Annotated in this window: 15 protein-coding genes and 1 tRNA gene; 10 read left to right on the top strand and 6 right to left on the bottom strand. The window is 70.2% G+C overall.

Translation table 11 applies throughout. The annotated features are described in order from the left end of the window. Nucleotides 1-48: 48 nt before the first annotated feature. Entirely contained in the window at nt 49-1,497 is a 1,449-nt protein-coding gene (locus tag D0D15_RS01185) for a sigma-70 family RNA polymerase sigma factor (protein ID WP_094003473.1), read from the bottom strand. 226 nt (nt 1,498-1,723) lie between these two features. On the opposite strand from D0D15_RS01185, the gene D0D15_RS01180 reads away from it, so the two are divergent. Next, nucleotides 1,724-1,796, top strand: a tRNA-Gly gene (locus D0D15_RS01180). A 190-nt stretch (nt 1,797-1,986) separates the two neighbouring features. On the opposite strand, the gene D0D15_RS01175 is transcribed toward D0D15_RS01180, so the two are convergent. The 4 genes from D0D15_RS01175 to D0D15_RS01160 form a co-directional block, all read right to left on the bottom strand. Then, a complete protein-coding gene (locus D0D15_RS01175) occupies nt 1,987-4,314 on the bottom strand; it encodes a translocation/assembly module TamB domain-containing protein (RefSeq protein WP_233157044.1) in 2,328 nt (775 codons plus the stop codon). Nucleotides 4,315-4,621: 307 nt separating this feature from the next. Beyond that, nucleotides 4,622-5,380 carry an amino acid ABC transporter ATP-binding protein gene (locus tag D0D15_RS01170; protein WP_094003472.1) on the bottom strand — a complete coding sequence of 253 codons (759 nt, stop codon included), beginning with the start codon at nt 5,378-5,380 and terminating at the stop codon, nt 4,622-4,624. After that, entirely contained in the window at nt 5,377-6,186 is an 810-nt protein-coding gene (locus D0D15_RS01165) for an amino acid ABC transporter permease (RefSeq protein ID WP_094003471.1), read from the bottom strand. The genes D0D15_RS01170 and D0D15_RS01165 overlap by 4 nt, the downstream gene beginning before the upstream one ends. Nucleotides 6,187-6,216: 30 nt before the next feature. Beyond that, on the bottom strand, nt 6,217-7,038 hold the full coding sequence (locus D0D15_RS01160) for a basic amino acid ABC transporter substrate-binding protein (RefSeq protein WP_094003470.1): 822 nt from the start codon (nt 7,036-7,038) through the stop codon (nt 6,217-6,219). 321 nt (nt 7,039-7,359) lie between these two features. On the opposite strand from D0D15_RS01160, the gene D0D15_RS01155 reads away from it, so the two are divergent. Further along, nucleotides 7,360-7,746: a S26 family signal peptidase gene (locus tag D0D15_RS01155; protein ID WP_094003469.1), complete on the top strand. Its 387-nt coding sequence runs from the start codon at nt 7,360-7,362 to the stop codon at nt 7,744-7,746. Here D0D15_RS01155 and D0D15_RS01150 read toward each other — a convergent pair. Further along, a complete protein-coding gene (locus tag D0D15_RS01150; RefSeq protein WP_115944165.1) occupies nt 7,700-9,127 on the bottom strand; it encodes a M20/M25/M40 family metallo-hydrolase in 1,428 nt (475 codons plus the stop codon). The genes D0D15_RS01155 and D0D15_RS01150 overlap by 47 nt on opposite strands. 154 nt (nt 9,128-9,281) lie before the next feature. On the opposite strand from D0D15_RS01150, the gene D0D15_RS01145 reads away from it, so the two are divergent. The 8 genes from D0D15_RS01145 to D0D15_RS01110 all read left to right on the top strand — a co-directional run bounded on the left by D0D15_RS01145 (nt 9,282) and on the right by D0D15_RS01110 (nt 18,759). Beyond that, on the top strand, nt 9,282-10,073 hold the full coding sequence (locus D0D15_RS01145) for an ABC transporter ATP-binding protein (protein WP_094003467.1): 792 nt from the start codon (nt 9,282-9,284) through the stop codon (nt 10,071-10,073). Then, nucleotides 10,061-10,885: an ABC transporter ATP-binding protein gene (locus tag D0D15_RS01140; protein WP_094003466.1), complete on the top strand. Its 825-nt coding sequence runs from the start codon at nt 10,061-10,063 to the stop codon at nt 10,883-10,885. Before D0D15_RS01145 ends, D0D15_RS01140 begins: the two co-directional genes overlap by 13 nt. Then, nucleotides 10,882-12,693 carry an AMP-dependent synthetase/ligase gene (locus D0D15_RS01135; protein WP_094003465.1) on the top strand — a complete coding sequence of 604 codons (1,812 nt, stop codon included), beginning with the start codon at nt 10,882-10,884 and terminating at the stop codon, nt 12,691-12,693. Before D0D15_RS01140 ends, D0D15_RS01135 begins: the two co-directional genes overlap by 4 nt. Further along, on the top strand, nt 12,690-13,586 hold the full coding sequence (locus D0D15_RS01130) for a branched-chain amino acid ABC transporter permease (RefSeq protein WP_115944164.1): 897 nt from the start codon (nt 12,690-12,692) through the stop codon (nt 13,584-13,586). Before D0D15_RS01135 ends, D0D15_RS01130 begins: the two co-directional genes overlap by 4 nt. Further along, nucleotides 13,586-14,683, top strand: coding sequence for a branched-chain amino acid ABC transporter permease (locus D0D15_RS01125; protein ID WP_094003463.1), 1,098 nt, complete (start codon nt 13,586-13,588; stop codon nt 14,681-14,683). The genes D0D15_RS01130 and D0D15_RS01125 overlap by 1 nt, the downstream gene beginning before the upstream one ends. A gap of 209 nt (nt 14,684-14,892) precedes the next feature. After that, a complete protein-coding gene (locus D0D15_RS01120; RefSeq protein WP_094003462.1) occupies nt 14,893-16,167 on the top strand; it encodes an ABC transporter substrate-binding protein in 1,275 nt (424 codons plus the stop codon). Between the two features lie 355 nt (nt 16,168-16,522). Beyond that, nucleotides 16,523-17,731 carry a pyruvate dehydrogenase (acetyl-transferring) E1 component subunit alpha gene (pdhA, locus tag D0D15_RS01115; RefSeq protein ID WP_094003461.1) on the top strand — a complete coding sequence of 403 codons (1,209 nt, stop codon included), beginning with the start codon at nt 16,523-16,525 and terminating at the stop codon, nt 17,729-17,731. Beyond that, nucleotides 17,731-18,759, top strand: a complete 1,029-nt coding sequence (locus D0D15_RS01110) for an alpha-ketoacid dehydrogenase subunit beta (RefSeq protein ID WP_094003460.1) — start codon at nt 17,731-17,733, stop codon at nt 18,757-18,759. Before pdhA ends, D0D15_RS01110 begins: the two co-directional genes overlap by 1 nt. Nucleotides 18,760-18,765 lie beyond the last annotated feature (6 nt).

Raw genomic sequence — 18,765 nt, 5'->3', positions numbered from 1 at the left:
ACCGTAGCGTGGTCGCGGGCCGCCGCGCGAGACGCGGACGGAGATCGACTACTTGGATGACCCCTGGCCGGAGGGCTCCCGATCCCGGTCGGACCCCCACAGCCACCACGGGGACGACCACGACGGCGGCCCGTGCGACTCCGCCTGCGTCGGCTTGTCCTTGTCCCGGCCCCAGCCCTTGCCCGGCTTGTCCCGGGTCGGCGAATCGTCGCTCGACAGCGGGGTCCCGTCCGTGGTCGGCAGGTCGTCCCGCGCGCTGCCGGTCGACGACGACCCGGTCGGCTCGACCGCATCCGACCGGCCGCCGACCGCGCCCGTCCCGTCCGCCGTGCCCGGCTGTTGCCGCGCCGGCGGCTCGACGGCCCTCGTCTGCTCGACCGGCGTCTCGGACCGCGGCTGGTCCACGACCGTGTGCGTCACCGGTGCGCCCGGATAGGGCAGCGTGACCTCGTCCGGCGCGATCAGCACCTGCGGCGGCGGGCTCAGCCGCGACTCCGGCTCGGCGATCCGCAACTCGACCCCGCCCTGCTCGGGCAGGCCGATCGGCTGCGACTCGTCGACCATCGCCGGCCCGACCGCGAACCCCACCACACCCGCGGCCGTCGTCGACGCCAGCGCGACGCCGATCTTCAGCTTCGACACCAGCATCGTCTTCACCGTGGTCAGCACCCCGGACGTCGCGCCACCACCCGCCGCGGCGCCCGCGACGGCCGCCGTGGCCGGCACCAGCATCGCCACCGCACCGGCGTGCGCCCGCAGCGACGAACACACGTCCCGCAACTCGGCGTGCATCGCCCGGCACGACGCGCACCCCAGCAGGTGACCGCGGATCCGCCGCGCCTCCGCACCCGTCACACTGCCCGCGGTGTAGCCGCCGAGCTTCTCGATCACCCCGCGGCAGCTGACGTCGGAAATCCGGTTCATCGCCAGGTGCGCCTGCAGGTAGGCCGCACGCAGACCCTGCCGGGCCCGCCGCGCCAGCGCCGCCGTCGCGTTCGCGCTCAACCCGAAGTGCGGCGCCACCACCGCCGGCTGCTCACCCTCCACCTCGGTCTGCCACAACACCGTCCGCCACCGCTCCGGCAGACTCGTGAACGCCGTGGTGATCAGGCTGTGCTCCGCGGTGCGCGCGTGCGCGTCGGCACCCGCCCCCGCGCGGTGGGTCAGCTCGTCATCGGTGACCGGCACATCGCGGCGCGCGCCGTGCCACTCCCACGACACCCGGCGCGCCACCGTCAGCAGGTACGCGCGGATGTGCTCCCTCGGGCCGTTCCCGCGGCGCAACGCCTGCAACACGCGGAAGAACGTCTCGGCCGTGATGTCCTCCGCCTCGGACGAATCGGCGGCCAGGCTCCGGGCCAGCCTGCGGACGGCGGAAGCGTGCAGCTCGAACAGCTCGCGGAACGCGGCATCCTCACCGGAGCGGAGCCTGCTCAACAGAGCCTGCTCGTCCTCCGATGCCGTGCGCTGTTCCGGCACCGCCGCGTCGTCCGTCATGCGGCCAGCCACCTCCTCCCCCGCGGGACTAACCCGTTCGGTTGAATGGAGACACCATACGGAGCGAAACGCTCGCCGTCACCCCTTGTACTCCCGGAGTGACCAGGTTCCCTCCGACAGGGCGACACACACCTCCCGGGCCCAAGATCACCCCAAGATGGCCACCCCGTCAACCCGGCGAACCGCACCCGTATAGACTGTGCGACGTCCCGGTGAACCGGGGCACGCGGACGTAGCGCAGCTGGTAGCGCATCACCTTGCCAAGGTGAGGGTCGCGGGTTCGAATCCCGTCGTCCGCTCGCAGCTGGCAGACCCCTGCTCGCGCTTCGCGGCTCGCCGGGGCTGCTCGCCATTGCATTGGGGGTCGGACCCCCAAACCCCCGCCAGGGAGGGCTTCGCCCCCCTGGACCCCCCACGCGAGCCGCCTGCCTGCTCAGCCACCTGCCGCGTGCTGCGTTTGTTCCCAAAATTCACCTGATGGTGTGGTTGTCAGGTTTCTCGGCGGATCATTCGGCCGGCTCCGGCGGCGACCGTGGTCGCCAGGATCCAGCCCATCGCCGTGAAACCGTTCGAGACCCACTTGTCCAGGTCGTGCATGTACCAGCGGCCCTTGTTGCCGAAATCGACGATCGGCACCAGCAGATCCAGCGTGTAGAGCACCGGGTTCCACTCCAGGCCGGTCTCCTGCTGGTCGACGGCGCAACGCGGACCGCTCACCATGTACCGCACCGGATCGTTCACACACGAGTCCGTGCCCGTGCCGAAGTAGATGCTGCCCGCCGCCAGCAACGCGATCAGCCACGCCAGCGCCCGCACCGGCCGGTACCCGTAACCGACCATCCACCGCTGCAACCAGCTCCACAACCGCACCCCCGGCCCGAGCACCCGATAGCCCTGGGCCAGCGCCTCGTACCGGTACTGCTGCTTCTTGAACAGCGCCGTCGACGCGTGCTCCTCGTTGCCGCTGTTGCGCAGCATCGCGGCGAGCTGGTCGTACGGTCCCGGCCGGTAGCCGGCCATCGCGGTGCGCAGCCGCTCGATGCGGTCCCGCACCGCGGCGTCGTCCTTCATGTCGATCGGGCGCTTGAGCACGTCGTACCGGAAGTCCTCGAGCTCGATGCCGCCCTCGGCCCGCCAGAAGTTCTCGTTGTCCTCCAGCGTCTGGCAGTGCGCGTGCCGCAGCACGATGCTGCCGGTCGCCGGCGCGGCGAAGTTGAGCAGGAACTCGTCCGCGCCCACGTCACTGGCGTCCAGCGCGATCGCGTGCTTGTTGTACGAACCCAGCACCGCGCCGGTGAAGTCGATGCGCCGGCCCGCGGTGGCGCCGTCCATGTTCACGCCACCCTCGGCGTGGAACGGCTGCTCCCCGGCGTTGGTGAGGGTGATGTCGCGGCCGACCCGCACCGTGCGCAGGTCCACCGAGAAGCTGGTCCGGTTGCGCACCGCCGGTTCGGTGACGTCGGTGCCGTAGAGGTAGACGCTGCCGCCGACCTCGATGCCCTGCAGCCGCAGCGTGCCCTCGATGGTCGCCTCGTGCAGGTGGAAGTTGCCGGCCACCGTCATGCGGCGGGCGGACAGCACGTCGCGGTCCGCGTGCCGCAGGTGCACCCGCCCGGCGAGCAGGTTGCCGCGGACCGTCACGTCGGCCATCCGCAGCTGGCCGGACGGGATCTCCAGGCCGGTCGCCTCGAGGTCGCTGCTGATCTGCGAGCCGTCCAGGTGCAGCGCGCGGTCGTAGTACGGCTCGACCGAACCGCGCGGCACGGTGATGCGGGCGCGGGCCAGGCGCAGCGTGCCGCCGATCTTCGCGTTGATCATGCGCAGCGTGCCGACCGCGGACAACCCGTCGGACAGCTCGACGTTGCCGTCCACCTGCCACCGGTCGCCGACCAACGCCGGCCACGGATCGACGTAGGGGTCGCTGGACTTCCACGCCTCCACCACGATCCGGCCCTGCTGCTCACTGACCAGCTCCGCGGCGCGCAGCACGATGTCGCCGTTGACGCGCATGCTGGGCAGGTGCAGCACCCCGTGCGCGGAGAACGGCTGGCGCGTGCTGGCGGCGCCGTAATTGTCCACCTCGCACAGCAGGCTGCCACCGATGTGCGCGCCGTTCCCGTCGAGCGCGAAGCCGTCCGGGTTGCGCAGCTTGGCGCCGGAGAAGTTCACGTTGCCGCCGGTGCGCATGCCGGGGAGGCGGACCTCGCCCTCGGCCTGCATCCGGTAGGCCAGCAGCGCGCCCGCGATGATCAGCCGGTCGGCCTGGATCGCGCGGCCCTGCGGGTAGTCCACCGCGGTGCGGGTCAGGACGACCGACCCTTCGACGACGGCGTCGGTCAGGTTGATGGCGGCGTCCGGCACGCCGCGCTCGCGGGTGTCACCGCGCTGCACGGCGGTTTCGCCGTCGTCGCTGCCCGGCAGGACCTGCACGACGCAGCGGATGAGGCGGACGTCGTTGCGGCTGCGCAGGTTTCGGGCCTTGAGGCCGGGCAGCCAGCAGCGCCGGAAGACCAGCCCGAGGATCTTGGCCTCGCGCACGTCCGGCGGGTACTCGAACCGGCAGTTCTCGAAGCGGAACAGGCAGTCCAGGTCCGCCCCGCGCAGATCCAGCCGGCCGGTGATGTAAGCGTTTTCCACGGCGACGATCGGGGCGTTGCTGGTCTGCTTGCGCCAGCGCAGCAGCCCGCCGCTGCCGGGCTCCAGCAACGGTTTGAGCAGCTCGTCCGCGGCGAGGTGGTAGCGCCGGTCCGGCACCCCGCGGAAGGGATCCAGGGGCGGCAGCTCCCGCTCCACCTGCCCCGGCTGGCCTACCGGCATCCGTGACTCCCCCTCCTTCACCCGCCTGCCCACAGAGCTCCGACGAACAGGCGACGCCGCGGGTTCCCGGGCCGGTGCGCTAGAAGCCTATCGCCACCTGGATGGACGCAGCGGCAACTCCGGCGCCGACCGCGGTCGCCGCTGGGCCCGCTTGCCCGCTCGATCCGGGCGGCTCAGGGTCTGCCAAGGCGGTGCGGCGGGGCCTGGCGCGGAAACGACCGGCAGGAAGGGCGAGCATCCGTGCCTCCTCCCGCGACGATCGCCGCTGGCTTGGGCGATCGTCGCGGACGAGGGGGGTCCCGCGCTACTACTCGTCGATGTGGGTGGGGTTCAGCACGCGCGACAGGAACGTCTGCGTCCGCTCGTGCTGCGGGTCGCCGATCACCTGGGCCGGTGGGCCCTGCTCGACGACCACGCCGCCGTCCATGAACAGCACCGTGTCCGCCACCTCGCGCGCGAACTGCATCTCGTGGGTGACCACGAGCATCGTCATGCCGTCGCGGGCCAGCTGGCGCATCACGGCGAGCACGTCGCCGACCAGTTCCGGGTCCAGGGCGGACGTGGGCTCGTCGAACAGCATCACGTCCGGGTCCATCGACAGCGCCCGCGCGATCGCCACGCGCTGCTGCTGGCCACCGGACAGCTGCGCGGGCAGCGAGCGCTCCTTGCCGGTCAGCCCGACCTTGCGCAGGTTCTCCAGCGCGATCTTCTCGGCCTCGGCCTTGTCCCGCTTGAGGACCTTGCGCTGCGCGATGGTCAGGTTGTCCAGCACCGGCAGGTGGCTGAACAGGTTGAACGACTGGAACACCATGCCGATGCCCCGCCGCGCGCGGTCGATGTCGATGTCCGGGTCGGTGATCTCGAACCCGTTCACCACGACCGTGCCCTCGTTGGGCTCCTCCAGCAGGTTCACGCAGCGCAGCAGCGTCGACTTGCCCGACCCGGACGGCCCGATGATGCAGACGACCTGCCCGCGCCGCACCTCCAGGTCGATGCCCTTGAGCACCGACAGCCTGCCGAACGCCTTGTGCAGCCCGCTCACCTGGACGATCACGTCGCCGGTCACGCCTCGACCTCCAGTCCGCGTTCGCTCTTGCGCCCGGTGCGCCGCTCCAGGTACCGGGACAGGTAGCCCAGCGGGATCGTGATGATCAGGTAGCACAGCCCGGCGAGCAGGATCGGCGTCAGCGACCCGGTCGCGTTCAGGCCCTCGCGGCCGAACTTCGTCAGCTCGTACTCGTCGCGGGCCAGGCCCAGCAAGTAGATCAGCGACGAGTCCTTGGTGAGCAGGATCAGCTCGTTGGTCAGCGGCGGCAGGATGATGCGGAACGCCTGCGGGATGACGATCGAGATCATCGCCCGCGCCTGGGACATGCCCAGCGACCGCGCCGCCTCCCGCTGACCGGCGGGCACCGCCTGGATGCCCGCCCGGATCGTCTCCGCGATGTAGGCGGAGCCGACCAGGCCCAGCGACAGCATGACGGTGGAGTAGATGTCGAACTTCAGCCCGAACGCGAGCGGTGCGCCGAAGCCGAGCGTGATGAACACCAGCAGCGCCGGCACACCGCGGAAGAACTCGATGTAGACGGTCGCGATCCAGCGGTACGGCCCGACCGACGACAGCTTCATCAGCGCCAGCACGAGACCGACGGCCAGCCCGAACGCGAACCCCAGCGCCGTGTAGACGATGGTGTTGACCAGCGCCGTCGTGATGACGCCGGGGAACTGCGCGCGGGCCGCGTCGACGTTGAAGAACGCGCGCTGGATCTCGCCCCAGTCGGCCACGAAGGCCGCGATGAGGATGACGATCACCAGCAGCGCGTACTGCGCGCCCCGGAAGAGCTGGGCGCGTTTACGGCGAGACATCGCCACGGTGGAACTCCTCGCAGAAGTGGCGTCCGGTTACTTGCTTTCCGGCAGCCTGTTGAACCACTTCTGGTAGATGGCGTCGTAGCGACCGTCCGCCTTGGCGGCGGTGATGACCTCGTTGACCTTCGCCAGCAGCGCGCCGTTGCCCTTGCGCACCGCGACGCCGTACTGGTCGCCGGTCTTGAACTCGGCGGTCACCTCGACGTCCGGGTTGGTCTTGAGGAACTCGTAGTGCACCGAGTTGTCGTTGATGCCCGCGTCGATCTGGCCGGTCTTGACGGCGGTCTGCTCCAGGGCGAGGTCCTCGAACTGGACGATCTCGTAGCCGTACTGGGCCTTGTTCGCCTCGGCGTAGTCCTCACCGGTGGTGCCCAGCTGGACGCCGAGCTTCTTGCCGCGCAGCTTCTCCAGGCTGTCGATGCCGGAGCCCTTCTTGACCAGCAGCGCCTGGTTGGCGTCGAAGTAGCCGACCGAGAAGTCCATCACGGCCTGCCGCTCCGGGGTGATCGTCATCGCGGCGGCGGCCACGTCACACTGGCCGGTGTTGAGCGACTCGCCCGACTCGATGCCCTCGAACGGGGTGTCGAAGATCTTCTGCTGCACGCCGAGGTTCTCCGCGACCAGATTCACGAGGTCGACGTCGAACCCGACGGTCTTGTCACCCTCGGTGAACTGGAACGGGGCGTAGGGCAGGTGCGTGCAGGTGGTCAGGAAGCCGGTCTCCTTGAGGCTGATCTCCCCGCCGGCCTGGGTGTCGCCGCCGGTGTTGACCTCCTGCGCGCAGGCCGTGGCGGTCGCCGCGATGGCGAGCGTGGCCGACAGAACAAGCGCATTGCGTAACGATCGACGCGACACGGTTTACTCCTAGTAGGTCATACTTATCGAGTGCACGCATCCTGCCACTTGGAGCTCGTCACGCACAGCATCGAGTGGTTACGGCCGCATTTCGGGTCTACCCGGTAACCAATTGGTAACACACGGGTGACCCTGCGTGGCCTGATCGACGTGCGGGTGGGGAAGAACCGATGGTGGCTTGCGCTTCCTCCTCGACGGGCACCCCGTTCACCAGGAGCCGACCGGGCCACGGTGTCCCGCCGAGGCCGACGACCCGCTTCACGAACAGCAGCGGGCGGTGTTGCGGTAGCGGAGCACCGGCACAGGCCGATCGCGGCCGCGATGACGGTCACGACGGTGGCCGGGCTGCGCGACGGACCCACCCACAGCTTCATCGCGCAGGTGCCGGCCGGCAGCGTGTTCGTCCTCGGGGACTGGCGGAACAACTCCGCCGACTCGCGCATGCACCTCTCCGGACCGAACGGCGGCGCGATCCCGGTGTCCGACGTCCGGGCCAGGGTGGTGGCCGTCAACGGGGAGACCCTCGTGCCCACCAGCGCCTTCGTCGACGCGGGGCTGTCGGGTGGGCGGCTCCCGGCGCCGGACCAGCGGGCGTCGCTGCTGGTGATCGGCGCCGGGGTCACGGTGTTCCTCGGCGGGCTGGTGTGGCTGGTGGTCGTGGTCAGCCGCGGGCGTGGGCGTCCAGCATGTGCGCCACCGCCTCCGTGAGCCGCTGCGCCTGGGCCAGGTGCAGCCACTCGTTCGGGACGTGGGCGTTCGAGTCGGGGCCCAGCGCTCCGGTGACCAGGAACTGCGCCTCCGGGTACTTCTCGCCCAGCAGGCCCATGAACGGGATCGACCCGCCGAGCCCGACGCTGCGCCACGGGGCGCCGAAGACCTCGTCGCTCACCTGCTCCAGAGCGGAAGCGAGCCACGGCGACGCGTCCGGCGCGTTCCAGCCGTCCGCGGCCTCCACTCCGGACAGCTCCACCACCGCGCCGTAGGGCACGTCCGTGGTCAGCGCCTTCTCGATCGCGTTCAGCGCCGCCGCGGAATCGGCCGTCGGCGGGAGGCGGAAGCTCAGCGCCAGCGTCGTGTGGTCGCGCAGGACGTTGCCCGCGTTCGCCGGTTCGGGCAGGCCCGCGGCGCCGATCACCGACAGCGTGGGCCGCCACGACTGGTTCAGCAGCAGCTCCAGCTCGTCGTCGGACACCGGGCGCATCCCGGGCAGCAGCGGGAACGAACCGCTGATCGCGCCCGGCGCCACGCCGACCGTCTCGGCCGCCTCCGCGCGGCGGTTCTCCGGAATCGCCACGTTCAGCTCGGCCAGCTTGATCTCGCCCGTCGCCGAGTCCTCGATGCGGTCCAGCAGCTGCCGCAGCACCCGGAACGAGCTGGGCACCACCCCGCTCGCCAGCCCGGAGTGCGCCGCCGCCTCCAGCACCCGCACCGTCACGTGCACCTGCGCCAGCCCGCGCAGGCTCGTGGTCAGCCACAGCCGCTCGTAGTCGTTGCCGCCGGAGTCCAGGCACACCACGAACGTCACGCGCCCCAGCCGCTCCGACAGGTGCTCCAGGTACACCGGCAGGTCGGGGCTGCCCGACTCCTCGCCGGTCTCCAGCAGGATCACCGAACGCGCGTGCGCGCCGCCGGCCGCGTGTACGGCCTCCAGCGCGGCCGTCGCCGCGTAGCCGGCGTACCCGTCGTCCGCCGAGCCGCGGCCGTACAGCCTGCCGTCGCGCACCACCGGAGTCCACGGGCCCAGCCCCCCGGCCCAGCCGCCGACCGGTGGCTGCTTGTCGAGGTGGCCGTAGAGCAGAACCGTGCCGCGGTCCTCCGCGCCGGGCGTCGCCGGGACGTCGACCAGCAGCACCGGGCTGCGGCCGTCCACCTGCACCACGTCGATCGTCGCGCCGGGCAGCCCGCGCCCGGTGATCCAGTTCTGCACGTGCCGCACCGCGGCGGCGAGGTGCCCGTTGGCGGCCCAGTCGGGGTCGAACGCCTGCGACAGGGCGGGGATCTCCACCAGGCCGCTCAGGCTCGGCAGCACCTCGTCGGACCAGAGGCGCCGGACGGTTTCACGCACGGTCGTTTGCTCCACCCGGGCCATTCTGCCAGCCGCCTTCAGGTCACAGTTCGGCTCCGCATTGGCCGCCACTGGTGACCGCCAGCCACCTTCCGTATTCAATGTGATCTCAATCACCCACATTGCGTACGTTTTGCCCGGTTCGACGAGGAACGGAGGGCACGCCTTGTCACCACCCGTGTTGTCGGTGAACAACCTCGAAGTGGTGTACGACGACGTGGTGCTCGTCCTGCGGGGGCTCAGCCTGGAGGTCCCCGACGGCGCGATCGTCACGTTGCTGGGCGCGAACGGCGCGGGCAAGACGACCCTGCTGCGGGCGATCACCGGCCTGCTCGTGCCGCACCGCGGCAAGATCACCAAGGGCACGGTCCGCTTCCGCGACGAGGACATCACCGGCGCCGACCCGGCCGACGTGGTGCGCAAGGGCATCGCGCAGGTGATGGAGGGCAGGCGGATCTTCGCCGAGATCACCGTCGACGAGAACCTGCGCACCGGCGCCTACACCCGCCGCTCCCGCACCGAGGTCCGCGAGTCCTACGCCCGGGTGATGGACCTGTTCCCCGTGCTCGCCGACCGCCGCCGCTCGATCGCCGGTTACCTCTCCGGCGGCGAGCAGCAGATGCTCGCGATCGGCCGCGCGTTGATGGCCTCGCCGAAGCTCCTGCTGCTCGATGAGCCGTCGCTCGGTCTCGCGCCCAAGCTGGTCGAGCAGGTGCGGGACATCATCGTCGAGATCAACGGCCAGGGCACCAGCGTCCTGCTGGTCGAGCAGAACGCCGTGATGGCGCTGTCGATCGCCGGGTTCGGCTACGTGATGGAGACCGGGAAGGTCGTGAAGGACGGCCCCGCCGCCGACCTCCTCGCCGACGAGGACATCCGCGAGTTCTACCTCGGCGCCGCCCAGCACGAGGAGCGGCGCAGCTTCGCCGAAGTCAAGAGCTACCGGAGGAAGAAGCGATGGAGCGCGTGACCACCAGCGACCCCGCACCCGCCCGGGAGGACGAAGCCGATACCGATCGCCCGATCCTCGAGGTCCGCGACCTGACGCTGCGGTTCGGCGGGGTCACGGCGCTGGACGGCGTCAGCTTCGAGGTCGGCCGCGACGAGTTGTTCGCCGTGATCGGCCCGAACGGCGCCGGCAAGACGTCGATCTTCAACTGCCTCAACGGGGTCTACCGCCCGCAGGAGGGCTCGATCACGCTCGACGGCGAGAAGCTGGTGGGCCGCCACCCCGCCGCGATCGCCGCGATGGGCGTGGCCCGCACCTTCCAGAACCTCGGCCTGTTCGAGCACCTCACGCTCATCGAGAACCTGATGCTCGGCCGCCACCACCTCATGCGCACCGGCTTCGGCACCGGGATGCTCTGGTGGGGCCGGGCCAAGCGCGAGGAGGTCCGGCACCGCGCGGCCGTCGAGGAGATCGTGGAGCTGCTCGAACTCGAGCCGTACCGCCGGATGCCGGCCGGGCTGCTCCCCTACGGCGTGGCGAAACGCGCCGAACTGGGCCGGGCGCTGGCGATGGAGCCGTCGCTGCTGCTGCTCGACGAGCCGGTCGCCGGCATGAACCTGGAGGAGACCGAGGACACCGCGCGCTACCTGGTCGAGGTCCGCCGCGAGCTGGGCCTGGCGATGATCCTCGTCGAGCACGACATGCGCCTGGTCATGGACCTCGCCGACCGGGTGCTCGCGCTGGACTTCGGCGTCGCGATCGCCACCGGCAAACCGTCGGAGATCCAGAACCACCCCGCCGTCATCGAGGCCTACCTGGGCGGTGCGCGATGAGCACGACACTGACCGCTCCCCCGGACGTGCGGACCCTGCCCGCGCGGCTGCTGGAACACGCCCGCACGCTGGGCGACAAGACCGCGATGCGGGAGAAGCACCGGGGCCGCTGGCGCGAGTGGACCTGGGCCGAATATGCCGAGCGCGTCGCCAACGTGGCTGCCGGCCTGCGGGAGCTGGGCGTCGAACCGGGCGACCGGGTCGCCATCCACGCCGAGAACCGGCCGGAGTGGGTCGTCGCCGACCTGGCCGTGCAGGGCATCGGCGCGATCAGCATGGGCGTCTACCCGACCTCGCCGGAGGCCGAGGTCGAGTACCTGCTGTCGCACTCCGGCGCGAAGGTGCTGATCGCCGAGGACGAGGAGCAGCTGGACAAGGCGCTGGCGGTGCGCGGCAGGCTGCCCGAGCTGAGGCACCTGGTCGTGATGGACCCGCGGGGCGTGCGGGTCGAGGCGCTGCCCGACCTGATGACGTTCGAGCAGCTGGAACGCCCGCGGGACAACGCTCTCCGGGACTACGCGGACGCGGTGGCCCGGCTCGATCCGGCGGCGACCGCGATCCTCGTCTACACCTCGGGCACCACCGGACCGCCCAAGGGCGCGATGATCTCGCACGCCAACCTGGTCGCGGCCGGGCGCACGTTCCTCTCCGCGCTCGGCGGCGGCCCGGACGACGAGGTGCTGTCCTACCTCCCGCTGTGCCACATCGCGGAACGGCTGACCTCGGTGATCGACTCGGTGTGGGCCGGGTCGGTGGTCAACTTCGGCGAGGGCGGGCCGTCGTTCCTCAACGACCTGCGCGACGTGCAGCCGACCGTGTTCCTCGGCGTGCCGCGCGTGTGGGAGAAGATGCTGGCCGGCACCGAGATCCGGATGGCCGACGCCTCGCGCCTCAAGCGCGGCCTCTACCGGTTCTGGCTGAAGCAGGGCCGCCGCATCGCGCCGCGCCGGATGGCCGGGCGGCTGTCCGCGGCCGACCGGATCCGCGTGTGGCTGGGCGAGATCCTCGTTTTCCGCGCCCTGCGGGAGAAACTAGGCCTGGTCCGGGTCCACACCGCGCTGTCCGGCGCCGCGCCGATCGCGCCGCAAGTGCTGGAATACCTGTGGGCGATCGGGGTTCCGGTGCGCGAGGGCTACGGGCAGACCGAGAACACCGCGCTCGCGACGCTGACGCCGGAAAGGGACGTGCGGCTCGGCGCGGTCGGCAAACCGCTGGACGGCGTGGAGGTGCGGATCGCCGAGGACGGCGAGATCCTCACCCGCTCGGCCGGGGTCTTCCAGGGCTATTACCGCAATCCGGAGGCCACCGCGGCGGCGGTCGACGCGGACGGCTGGCTGCACACCGGCGACGTCGGCGAGATCGACGACGACGGCTTCCTGCGGATCACCGACCGCAAGAAGGACATCATCATCACCGCGGGCGGCAAGAACATCTCACCGTCGGAGATCGAGAACCGGCTCAAGGTCTCGCCGTTCGTGCGCGAGGCGATCGTGATCGGCGACCGTCGCAAGTACCTGACCGCGTTGATCGGCGTCGAGGCCGAGACGGTCGGCAACTGGGCGACCCGGCGCAACCTCGCGTACACCACGTACGCGGACCTGTCGGCCAAACCCGAGGTGCGGGCGCTGATCCAGCAGGTGGTCGACGAGACCAACCGGGAGTTCTCGCAGGTCGAGCAGATCAAGCGATTCGCGTTGATCGGCAAGGAACTCGACCACACCGACGGTGAGCTGACCGCCACCCAGAAGGTCAAGCGGCGCGCGATCGAGCAGCGCTTCGCCGAGGAGATCGAGGCGATGTACCGGTGACGACATTCCTGCAGAACTGCTTCGCCGGGCTCGCACTCGGATCCACCTACGCCCTGGTCGCGCTCGGCTTCGTGGTCATCTACAAGTCGACCGGCGTCATCAACTTCGCGCAGGGCGGGCTGCTCGCGCTCGGCGCCTACCTCGGCTTCACCTTCGCCAACAACCTCGCGATCGCGTTCGGCGCGGCGATCCTGCTGGCGTGCGCCTCGGCCGCGCTGGTCGGCGCCGGGTTCTCGCGGATCGTGCTGCGGCGCATGGTGGGGCAGCCGCCGTTCGCGGTCATCATGATCACCATCGGCCTGCTGTTCGTGCTCGAACCGCTGATCACCGCGATCTGGGGCTTCGACAACCTCCAGGTCGAAAACCCGTGGAACATCCAAACCCTCGAAGCCGGCGGGATCGTCTTCGGCGTGCGGGACCTGTGGACGATCGGGCTGACCGCGGCGGTGGTCGTCGGGTTCTTCCTGTTCTTCCGCTTCACCTCGCTCGGCCTGGCGATGCGGGCCACCGCGTTCGACCCGGAAGCGGCGCTGGCGCAGGGGATCAGCGCCCGCCGGGTGTACGCGGTGTCCTGGGCCATCGCCTCGGCGCTGGCCGCGCTCGCCGGCATCACCATGGCGGCCGGGCCGGGCGGGCTGTCCCCGTCGATCGGGTTCATCGCGCTCGCGGCGTTCCCGGCGATGATCCTCGGCGGACTCGACTCGCCCGCCGGCGCGGTGCTCGGCGGCATCGTCATCGGGCTGGCCGAGGCGCTCACCCGCGGCTACCAGGACCAGTTGTTCTCCTGGGCCGGCGACAACGTGTCGATCATCGTGCCCTACCTGCTGATGATCGTGATCCTGCTGATCCGGCCGTACGGCCTGCTGGGAACCAAGGACGTCCGGAGGATCTGATGCCCAAACCGCACCGCAACCTCGTCCGCGACTACGCCCAGGACCTGCGCCTGTTCGGCTCGCCGATGTCGAAGTTCGGGCTGGCGCTGATGATCGCGGCCTTCCTGGTGCTGCCCACGGTGGTGCAGGACGACTTCTGGCTGTCCATCCTCATCTACGCCGGCATCACCGCGGTCGGCGCGATCGGCCTGAACCTGCTCACCGGCTACTGCGGCCAGATCTCGCTGGGGCACGCGTTCTTCATCGGCGCGGGCGCCTACGTGACGGCCAAGGTGGGCGGCGACTTCGGCCTGCCGTTCCCGTTGTGGCTGCTCGCGGCCGCTGGGATCGGGGCCCTGCTGGGCGGGCTGATCGGGCCGTTCACGCTGCGGCTGCGCGGGCACTACCTGGCGATCGTCACGCTCGGGCTGGTGTTCGTCGGCGAGCACCTGTGGCGCAACCTCGACGATTTCACCGGCGGCAACTCCGGCACCTCGGTCACCGCCGACGCCGCGATCGGGCCGGTGAACTTCTCCGACCTGTCGATCTTCGGCGAGAGCTACTCGCGCAACCAGGGCTGGTTCTGGCTGGTCTGGGCGCTGGTCGGGCTGGTCGCGCTGCTGGTGAAGAACCTGGTTCGCACCCGTCCCGGCCGCGCGCTGCAGGCGGTGCGCGACCGCGACCAGGCCGCCGAGGTGATCGGCGTGCGGGCGGGCCGGTACAAGATCGGCGCGTTCATGATCTCCAGCGCGATCGCGTCGGTGGCCGGCGCGTTGTTCGGGTCCTACCAGCAGTTCGTCAGCCCGGACGAGTGGAACCTGCTGCTGTCCATCCAGTACATCGCGGTGATCATCGTCGGTGGCCTGGGCACGGTCTTCGGATCGGTGCTCGGGGCGCTGTTCGTCGGCGCGCTGCCCGCGCTGATCGACCGCTACAGCGACGTCATCCCCGGCGTCCAGACGAGCGTGGGCGATTCCGGGTTCATCAGTGTGTTCGCCCTCAACCAGGCCATCTTCGGGTTGCTGATCGTGCTGTTCCTGGTGCTCGAACCACGCGGGCTCGCGGGCATCTGGCTGCGGATCAAGACCTATTTCAAGGCCTGGCCGTTTTCCTACTAGGGAGGTTGTCGAAGTGACTTGCGTGGCGGTGCGGGTGGCGGAACCTGAGGCGGCCCCCGGCTGTGGGATCGCCTCCTCATGACCGCCAGGTCACCACGTCGGCGCTGTCCTCGCCAGGAACCACCTCAGAACCCGCGGCGGTGCAAGCGCACGGCCCACAACAAGCGGCTCCGCCGCTTATCAAACAGAACCCAGTCGAGGAGGCGTCCATGAAGAGAACGCGGATCGCGGCGGTGCTGGCCGCGGCGACACTCGTGCTCGCCGCGTGCGGTGGCGCGGGCGACGACGAAGGCGGTGGTGGCGGGCAGGCCGGCAACCCGGGTGCCACCACCGGGTTCGACGGCACCACGATCAAGCTCGGCGTGCTGTCCCCGCTGTCCGGGCCCGTCGCGGTCATCGGACAGCCGCTGACCTCGGGCAACAAGGTCTGGTTCGACGCGCTCAACGCCCGCGGCGGCATCGCCGGCAAGTACAAGGTCGAGCTGGTCCAGGAGGACACCCAGTACCGGCCGGAAGTCGCGGTGCAGCAGTACAACAAGGTCAAGGGCGACGTCGTCGCGTTCACCCAGCTGCTGGGCACGCCGTCGACGCTGGCCGTGCTGCCGCAGCTGCGCGCGGACAAGATGCTCGCCGCGCCCGCGTCGCTGGACGCGCTGTGGGTGCGTGAGGAGAACCTGCTGCCGGTCGGCGGCCCGTACCAGGTGCAGTCGATCAACGCGATGGACCACTACCTCACCGAGGGTGGCGGCACCAAGGACTCGCGGATCTGCACGATGGTCCAGGACGACGTCTACGGCGAGGCGGGCCAGGCCGGCATCGACTTCGCCGCGAAGCACTACGGCTTCACCGTGGCGAACACGCAGCGCTTCAAGGCGGGCACGGAGAACTACGCCGGGCAGATCGGCGCGCTCGCCGGAGCCGGCTGCCAGATGGTGTTCCTGACCGCGACCCCGACGGACGCGGCCAAGATCTGGGGCACCGCGGCGCAGGCCCGGTTCGCGCCCAGGTGGTACGGGCAGTCGCCGAGTTACACCTCGGCGTTCGCCAAGTCCGCGATCGCGCCGTACCTGCAGCAGTACGTCACGATCGTCGCCGAGGGCACCGAGTGGGGCGACAACTCCGTGCCGGGCATGACCGAGATGGTCAACCGGAAGAACCAGTTCGCGCCGCAGCAGGAGCCGGACTACTACTTCGCGTTCGGCTACAACCAGGCCCGCGCGATGACGGCGGTGCTGGAGAAGGCCGTCGAGCTGGGCGACCTGTCCCGCGACGGCATCCTGAAGGCGTCCAGCGAGCTGGGCACGGTGTCGTTCGACGGGCTCGCCGGCGACTACGAGTACGGCCCGGCCGACACCCGCAACCCGCCGCGGTCGAGCACGCTGTTCAAGGTCGACCCGGCGAAGCCGTTCGGGCTGGCCACCCTCAAGTACAACTTCAGTTCACAGGCGGCACAGCAGTACCAGTTCACGAAGGCCAACCTGTAACCGGGTGGCGTGACGCAGGTCACTGGATCGGCCTACGCGGGTCACCTCCGGAGCGTTCCGCGCGACGGAGGTGGCCCGTCTGTCACTTCCGAGCAGGTGAGCGCGCGGCCGCACGGCAGACTGTCGGTGGGCCGTCCTTCGGGCTTCCGAGCGTTTCCCCAGCTCAGAGCCCGCTTTCCCAGCAACAAATCAGGCGCAGGCCTGCACTCCCGGGGCCGGTTCGTGTCAGGATGTTCCCCGTAAGCCGTCACGGCCGACGGCTGCCGCGCTTCGGACCCGAATCGTCGGTGGCCGGCGGCCAGCCATCAGCGGCCGCCACAAGCGGCCTCGTGGCAGGACACCGAGGAGAACGCGCATGCCGTCCCCCGAACAGTGGACGCACCCGGAGCCCGGCGAAGGACCGGCCGCACAGGCCGCCCAACCATCGCGGGAGCAGGTGATCGCGGGTTTGCGAAACACGGACGCGGGTGGCGCTGAGGTGACTCAGCTGCTCACCCCCGAAGGCGAGCGAATCGCTTCGCCGCAGTTCGACCGCTACATCTCCGACGTCGACCCGGAAGCGCTGCGCGGGCTCTACCGCGACATGGTGCTGGTCCGCCGGGCCGACCGGGAAGCCAACGCCATGCAGCGCCAGGGCCAGCTCGGCATCTGGGTCCCGCTGCTGGGCCAGGAGGCCGCGCAGGTCGGCTCCGGCCGCGCGCTCAAGCCGCAGGACATGGCCTTCCCGAGCTACCGGGAACACGGCGTGGCCTACACCCGCGGTGTCGACTTCAAGGAACTGCTGGGCATCTTCCGGTGCACCGACCACGGCGGCTGGGACTTCCAGGCCCACGGCTTCCACCCGTACACCATCGTGATCGGCAACCAGGTCCTCAACGCCGCCGGCTACGCGATGGGCCAGAAGTTCGAGGGCAAGGTCGGTGACGACGACGGCGAAGCGACCATCGTCTACTTCGGCGACGGCGCCACCTCGCAGGGCGACGTGCACGAGGGCTTCGTGTGGGCCGCGGTGTACGACGCGCCGCTGGTGTTCTTCTGCCAGAACAACCAGTGGGCGATCTCCGAGCCGACCGAGCGCCAGTCCCGGCTCCCGCTGTACCAGCGCGCCCGCGGCTACGGCTTCCCCGGCATCCGCGTCGACGGCAACGACGTGCTGGCCTGCCTCGCGGTGACCCGCTGGGCGCTCGAGGAGTGCCGCCACGGCAACGGCCCGGTGCTGATCGAGGCGTTCACCTACCGGATGGACGCGCACACCACCACCGACGACCCGACCCGCTACCGGCTCTCCGAGGAGCTGGAGGTGTGGAAGCACAAGGACCCGATCGAGCGCGTGCGGGTGCACCTGGCGCGCAACGGGTACGCCGACCAGGAGTGGTTCGACCAGATCCAGTCCGAGGCCGACGCCTTCGCCGCGGACCTGCGCGAGTTCTGCTTCAACATGCCGGAACCGCCGCCGGAACGCGTGTTCGCGAACGTCTACGCCGAACCGTCGCCGGTGCTCGACGCCCAGCGCGACGAGTACCTGTCCTACCTGGCCGGTTTCGTGGAAGCGGGTGAGCGCTGATGGCCGCCCCCGTCAAGTCCCCTGTGGACGGTGCGGTGCCCGCCGTGCAGAAGCTGACCATCGGCAAGGCCCTCAACCTGGGCCTGCGTGCCGCGATGGAGGCCGACGACAAGGTCATCATCCTCGGTGAGGACGTCGGCAAGCTCGGCGGCGTCTTCCGCATCACCGACGGGCTGCAGAAGGACTTCGGCGAGCAGCGCGTGCTGGACACGCCGCTGGCCGAGTCCGGCATCATCGGCACCGCGGTCGGCCTGGCCGTGCGCGGGTTCCGGCCGGTGTGCGAGATCCAGTTCGAGGGGTTCATCTTCCCCGGGTTCGACCAGATCTCCTCGCAGCTGGCCAAGCTGCACTACCGGACCCAGGGCAAGATCAAGGTGCCGGTGGTCGTGCGCGTGCCCTTCGGCGGCGGGATCGGTGCCGTTGAGCACCACTCGGAGTCGCCGGAGTCGCTGTTCGCGCACATCCCCGGGCTGAAGGTCGTGTCGTGCTCCAACCCGACCGACGCGTACTGGATGATCCAGCAGGCCATCGCGTGCGACGACCCGGTGCTGTTCTTCGAGCCGAAGCGGCTCTACCACAACGGGCAGCTGAAGTCCGAAGTGGACACGACGACGCCGGGCGGGCCGCTGTTCGCCTCGCGGGTCGTGCGCGAGGGCACCGACTGCACGCTGGTCGCCTACGGGCCGTCGGTCAAGGTGTGCCTGGACGCCGCTGCCGCGGCGGCCGAGGAAGGGCGGTCGCTGGAGGTCATCGACCTGCGCACGATCTCGCCGCTCGACCTCGCGCCGGTGTTCGAGTCGGTGCGCCGCACCGGACGGCTGGTCGCGGTCACCGAGGCGTCCTCGGAGTCGTCGATCACCTCGGAGATCGCCGCGCGCGTGCAGCAGGAGTGCTTCTACTCGCTGGAAGCGCCGGTGCTGCGGGCCACCGGGTTCGACACGCCGTACCCGCCGTCCAAGCTGGAGGAGCACTTCCTGCCGGACCTGGACCGCGTGCTGCACACCGTCGACCGCGCGATGGGCTGGTGAGGCGGG

The sequence above is a fragment of the Amycolatopsis thermalba genome (assembly GCF_003385215.1).
In the GTDB taxonomy this organism is placed as follows: Bacteria; Actinomycetota; Actinomycetes; order Mycobacteriales; family Pseudonocardiaceae; genus Amycolatopsis_E; species Amycolatopsis_E thermalba.
Note: the sequence above shows the minus strand (reverse complement) of the source record. Positions and strands in the feature narration are given on the sequence as shown.

Coding starts and splice junctions, on each gene's coding strand:
- D0D15_RS01185 (WP_094003473.1), bottom strand. CDS start 1,497: ATGACGGACGACGCGGCGGTGCCGGAACAGCGCACGGCATCGGAGGAC.
- D0D15_RS01175 (WP_233157044.1), bottom strand. CDS start 4,314: ATGCCGGTAGGCCAGCCGGGGCAGGTGGAGCGGGAGCTGCCGCCCCTG.
- D0D15_RS01155 (WP_094003469.1), top strand. CDS start 7,360: ATGACGGTCACGACGGTGGCCGGGCTGCGCGACGGACCCACCCACAGC.
- D0D15_RS01150 (WP_115944165.1), bottom strand. CDS start 9,127: ATGGCCCGGGTGGAGCAAACGACCGTGCGTGAAACCGTCCGGCGCCTC.
- D0D15_RS01140 (WP_094003466.1), top strand. CDS start 10,061: ATGGAGCGCGTGACCACCAGCGACCCCGCACCCGCCCGGGAGGACGAA.
- D0D15_RS01135 (WP_094003465.1), top strand. CDS start 10,882: ATGAGCACGACACTGACCGCTCCCCCGGACGTGCGGACCCTGCCCGCG.
- D0D15_RS01125 (WP_094003463.1), top strand. CDS start 13,586: ATGCCCAAACCGCACCGCAACCTCGTCCGCGACTACGCCCAGGACCTG.
- D0D15_RS01120 (WP_094003462.1), top strand. CDS start 14,893: ATGAAGAGAACGCGGATCGCGGCGGTGCTGGCCGCGGCGACACTCGTG.
- pdhA (WP_094003461.1), top strand. CDS start 16,523: ATGCCGTCCCCCGAACAGTGGACGCACCCGGAGCCCGGCGAAGGACCG.
- D0D15_RS01110 (WP_094003460.1), top strand. CDS start 17,731: ATGGCCGCCCCCGTCAAGTCCCCTGTGGACGGTGCGGTGCCCGCCGTG.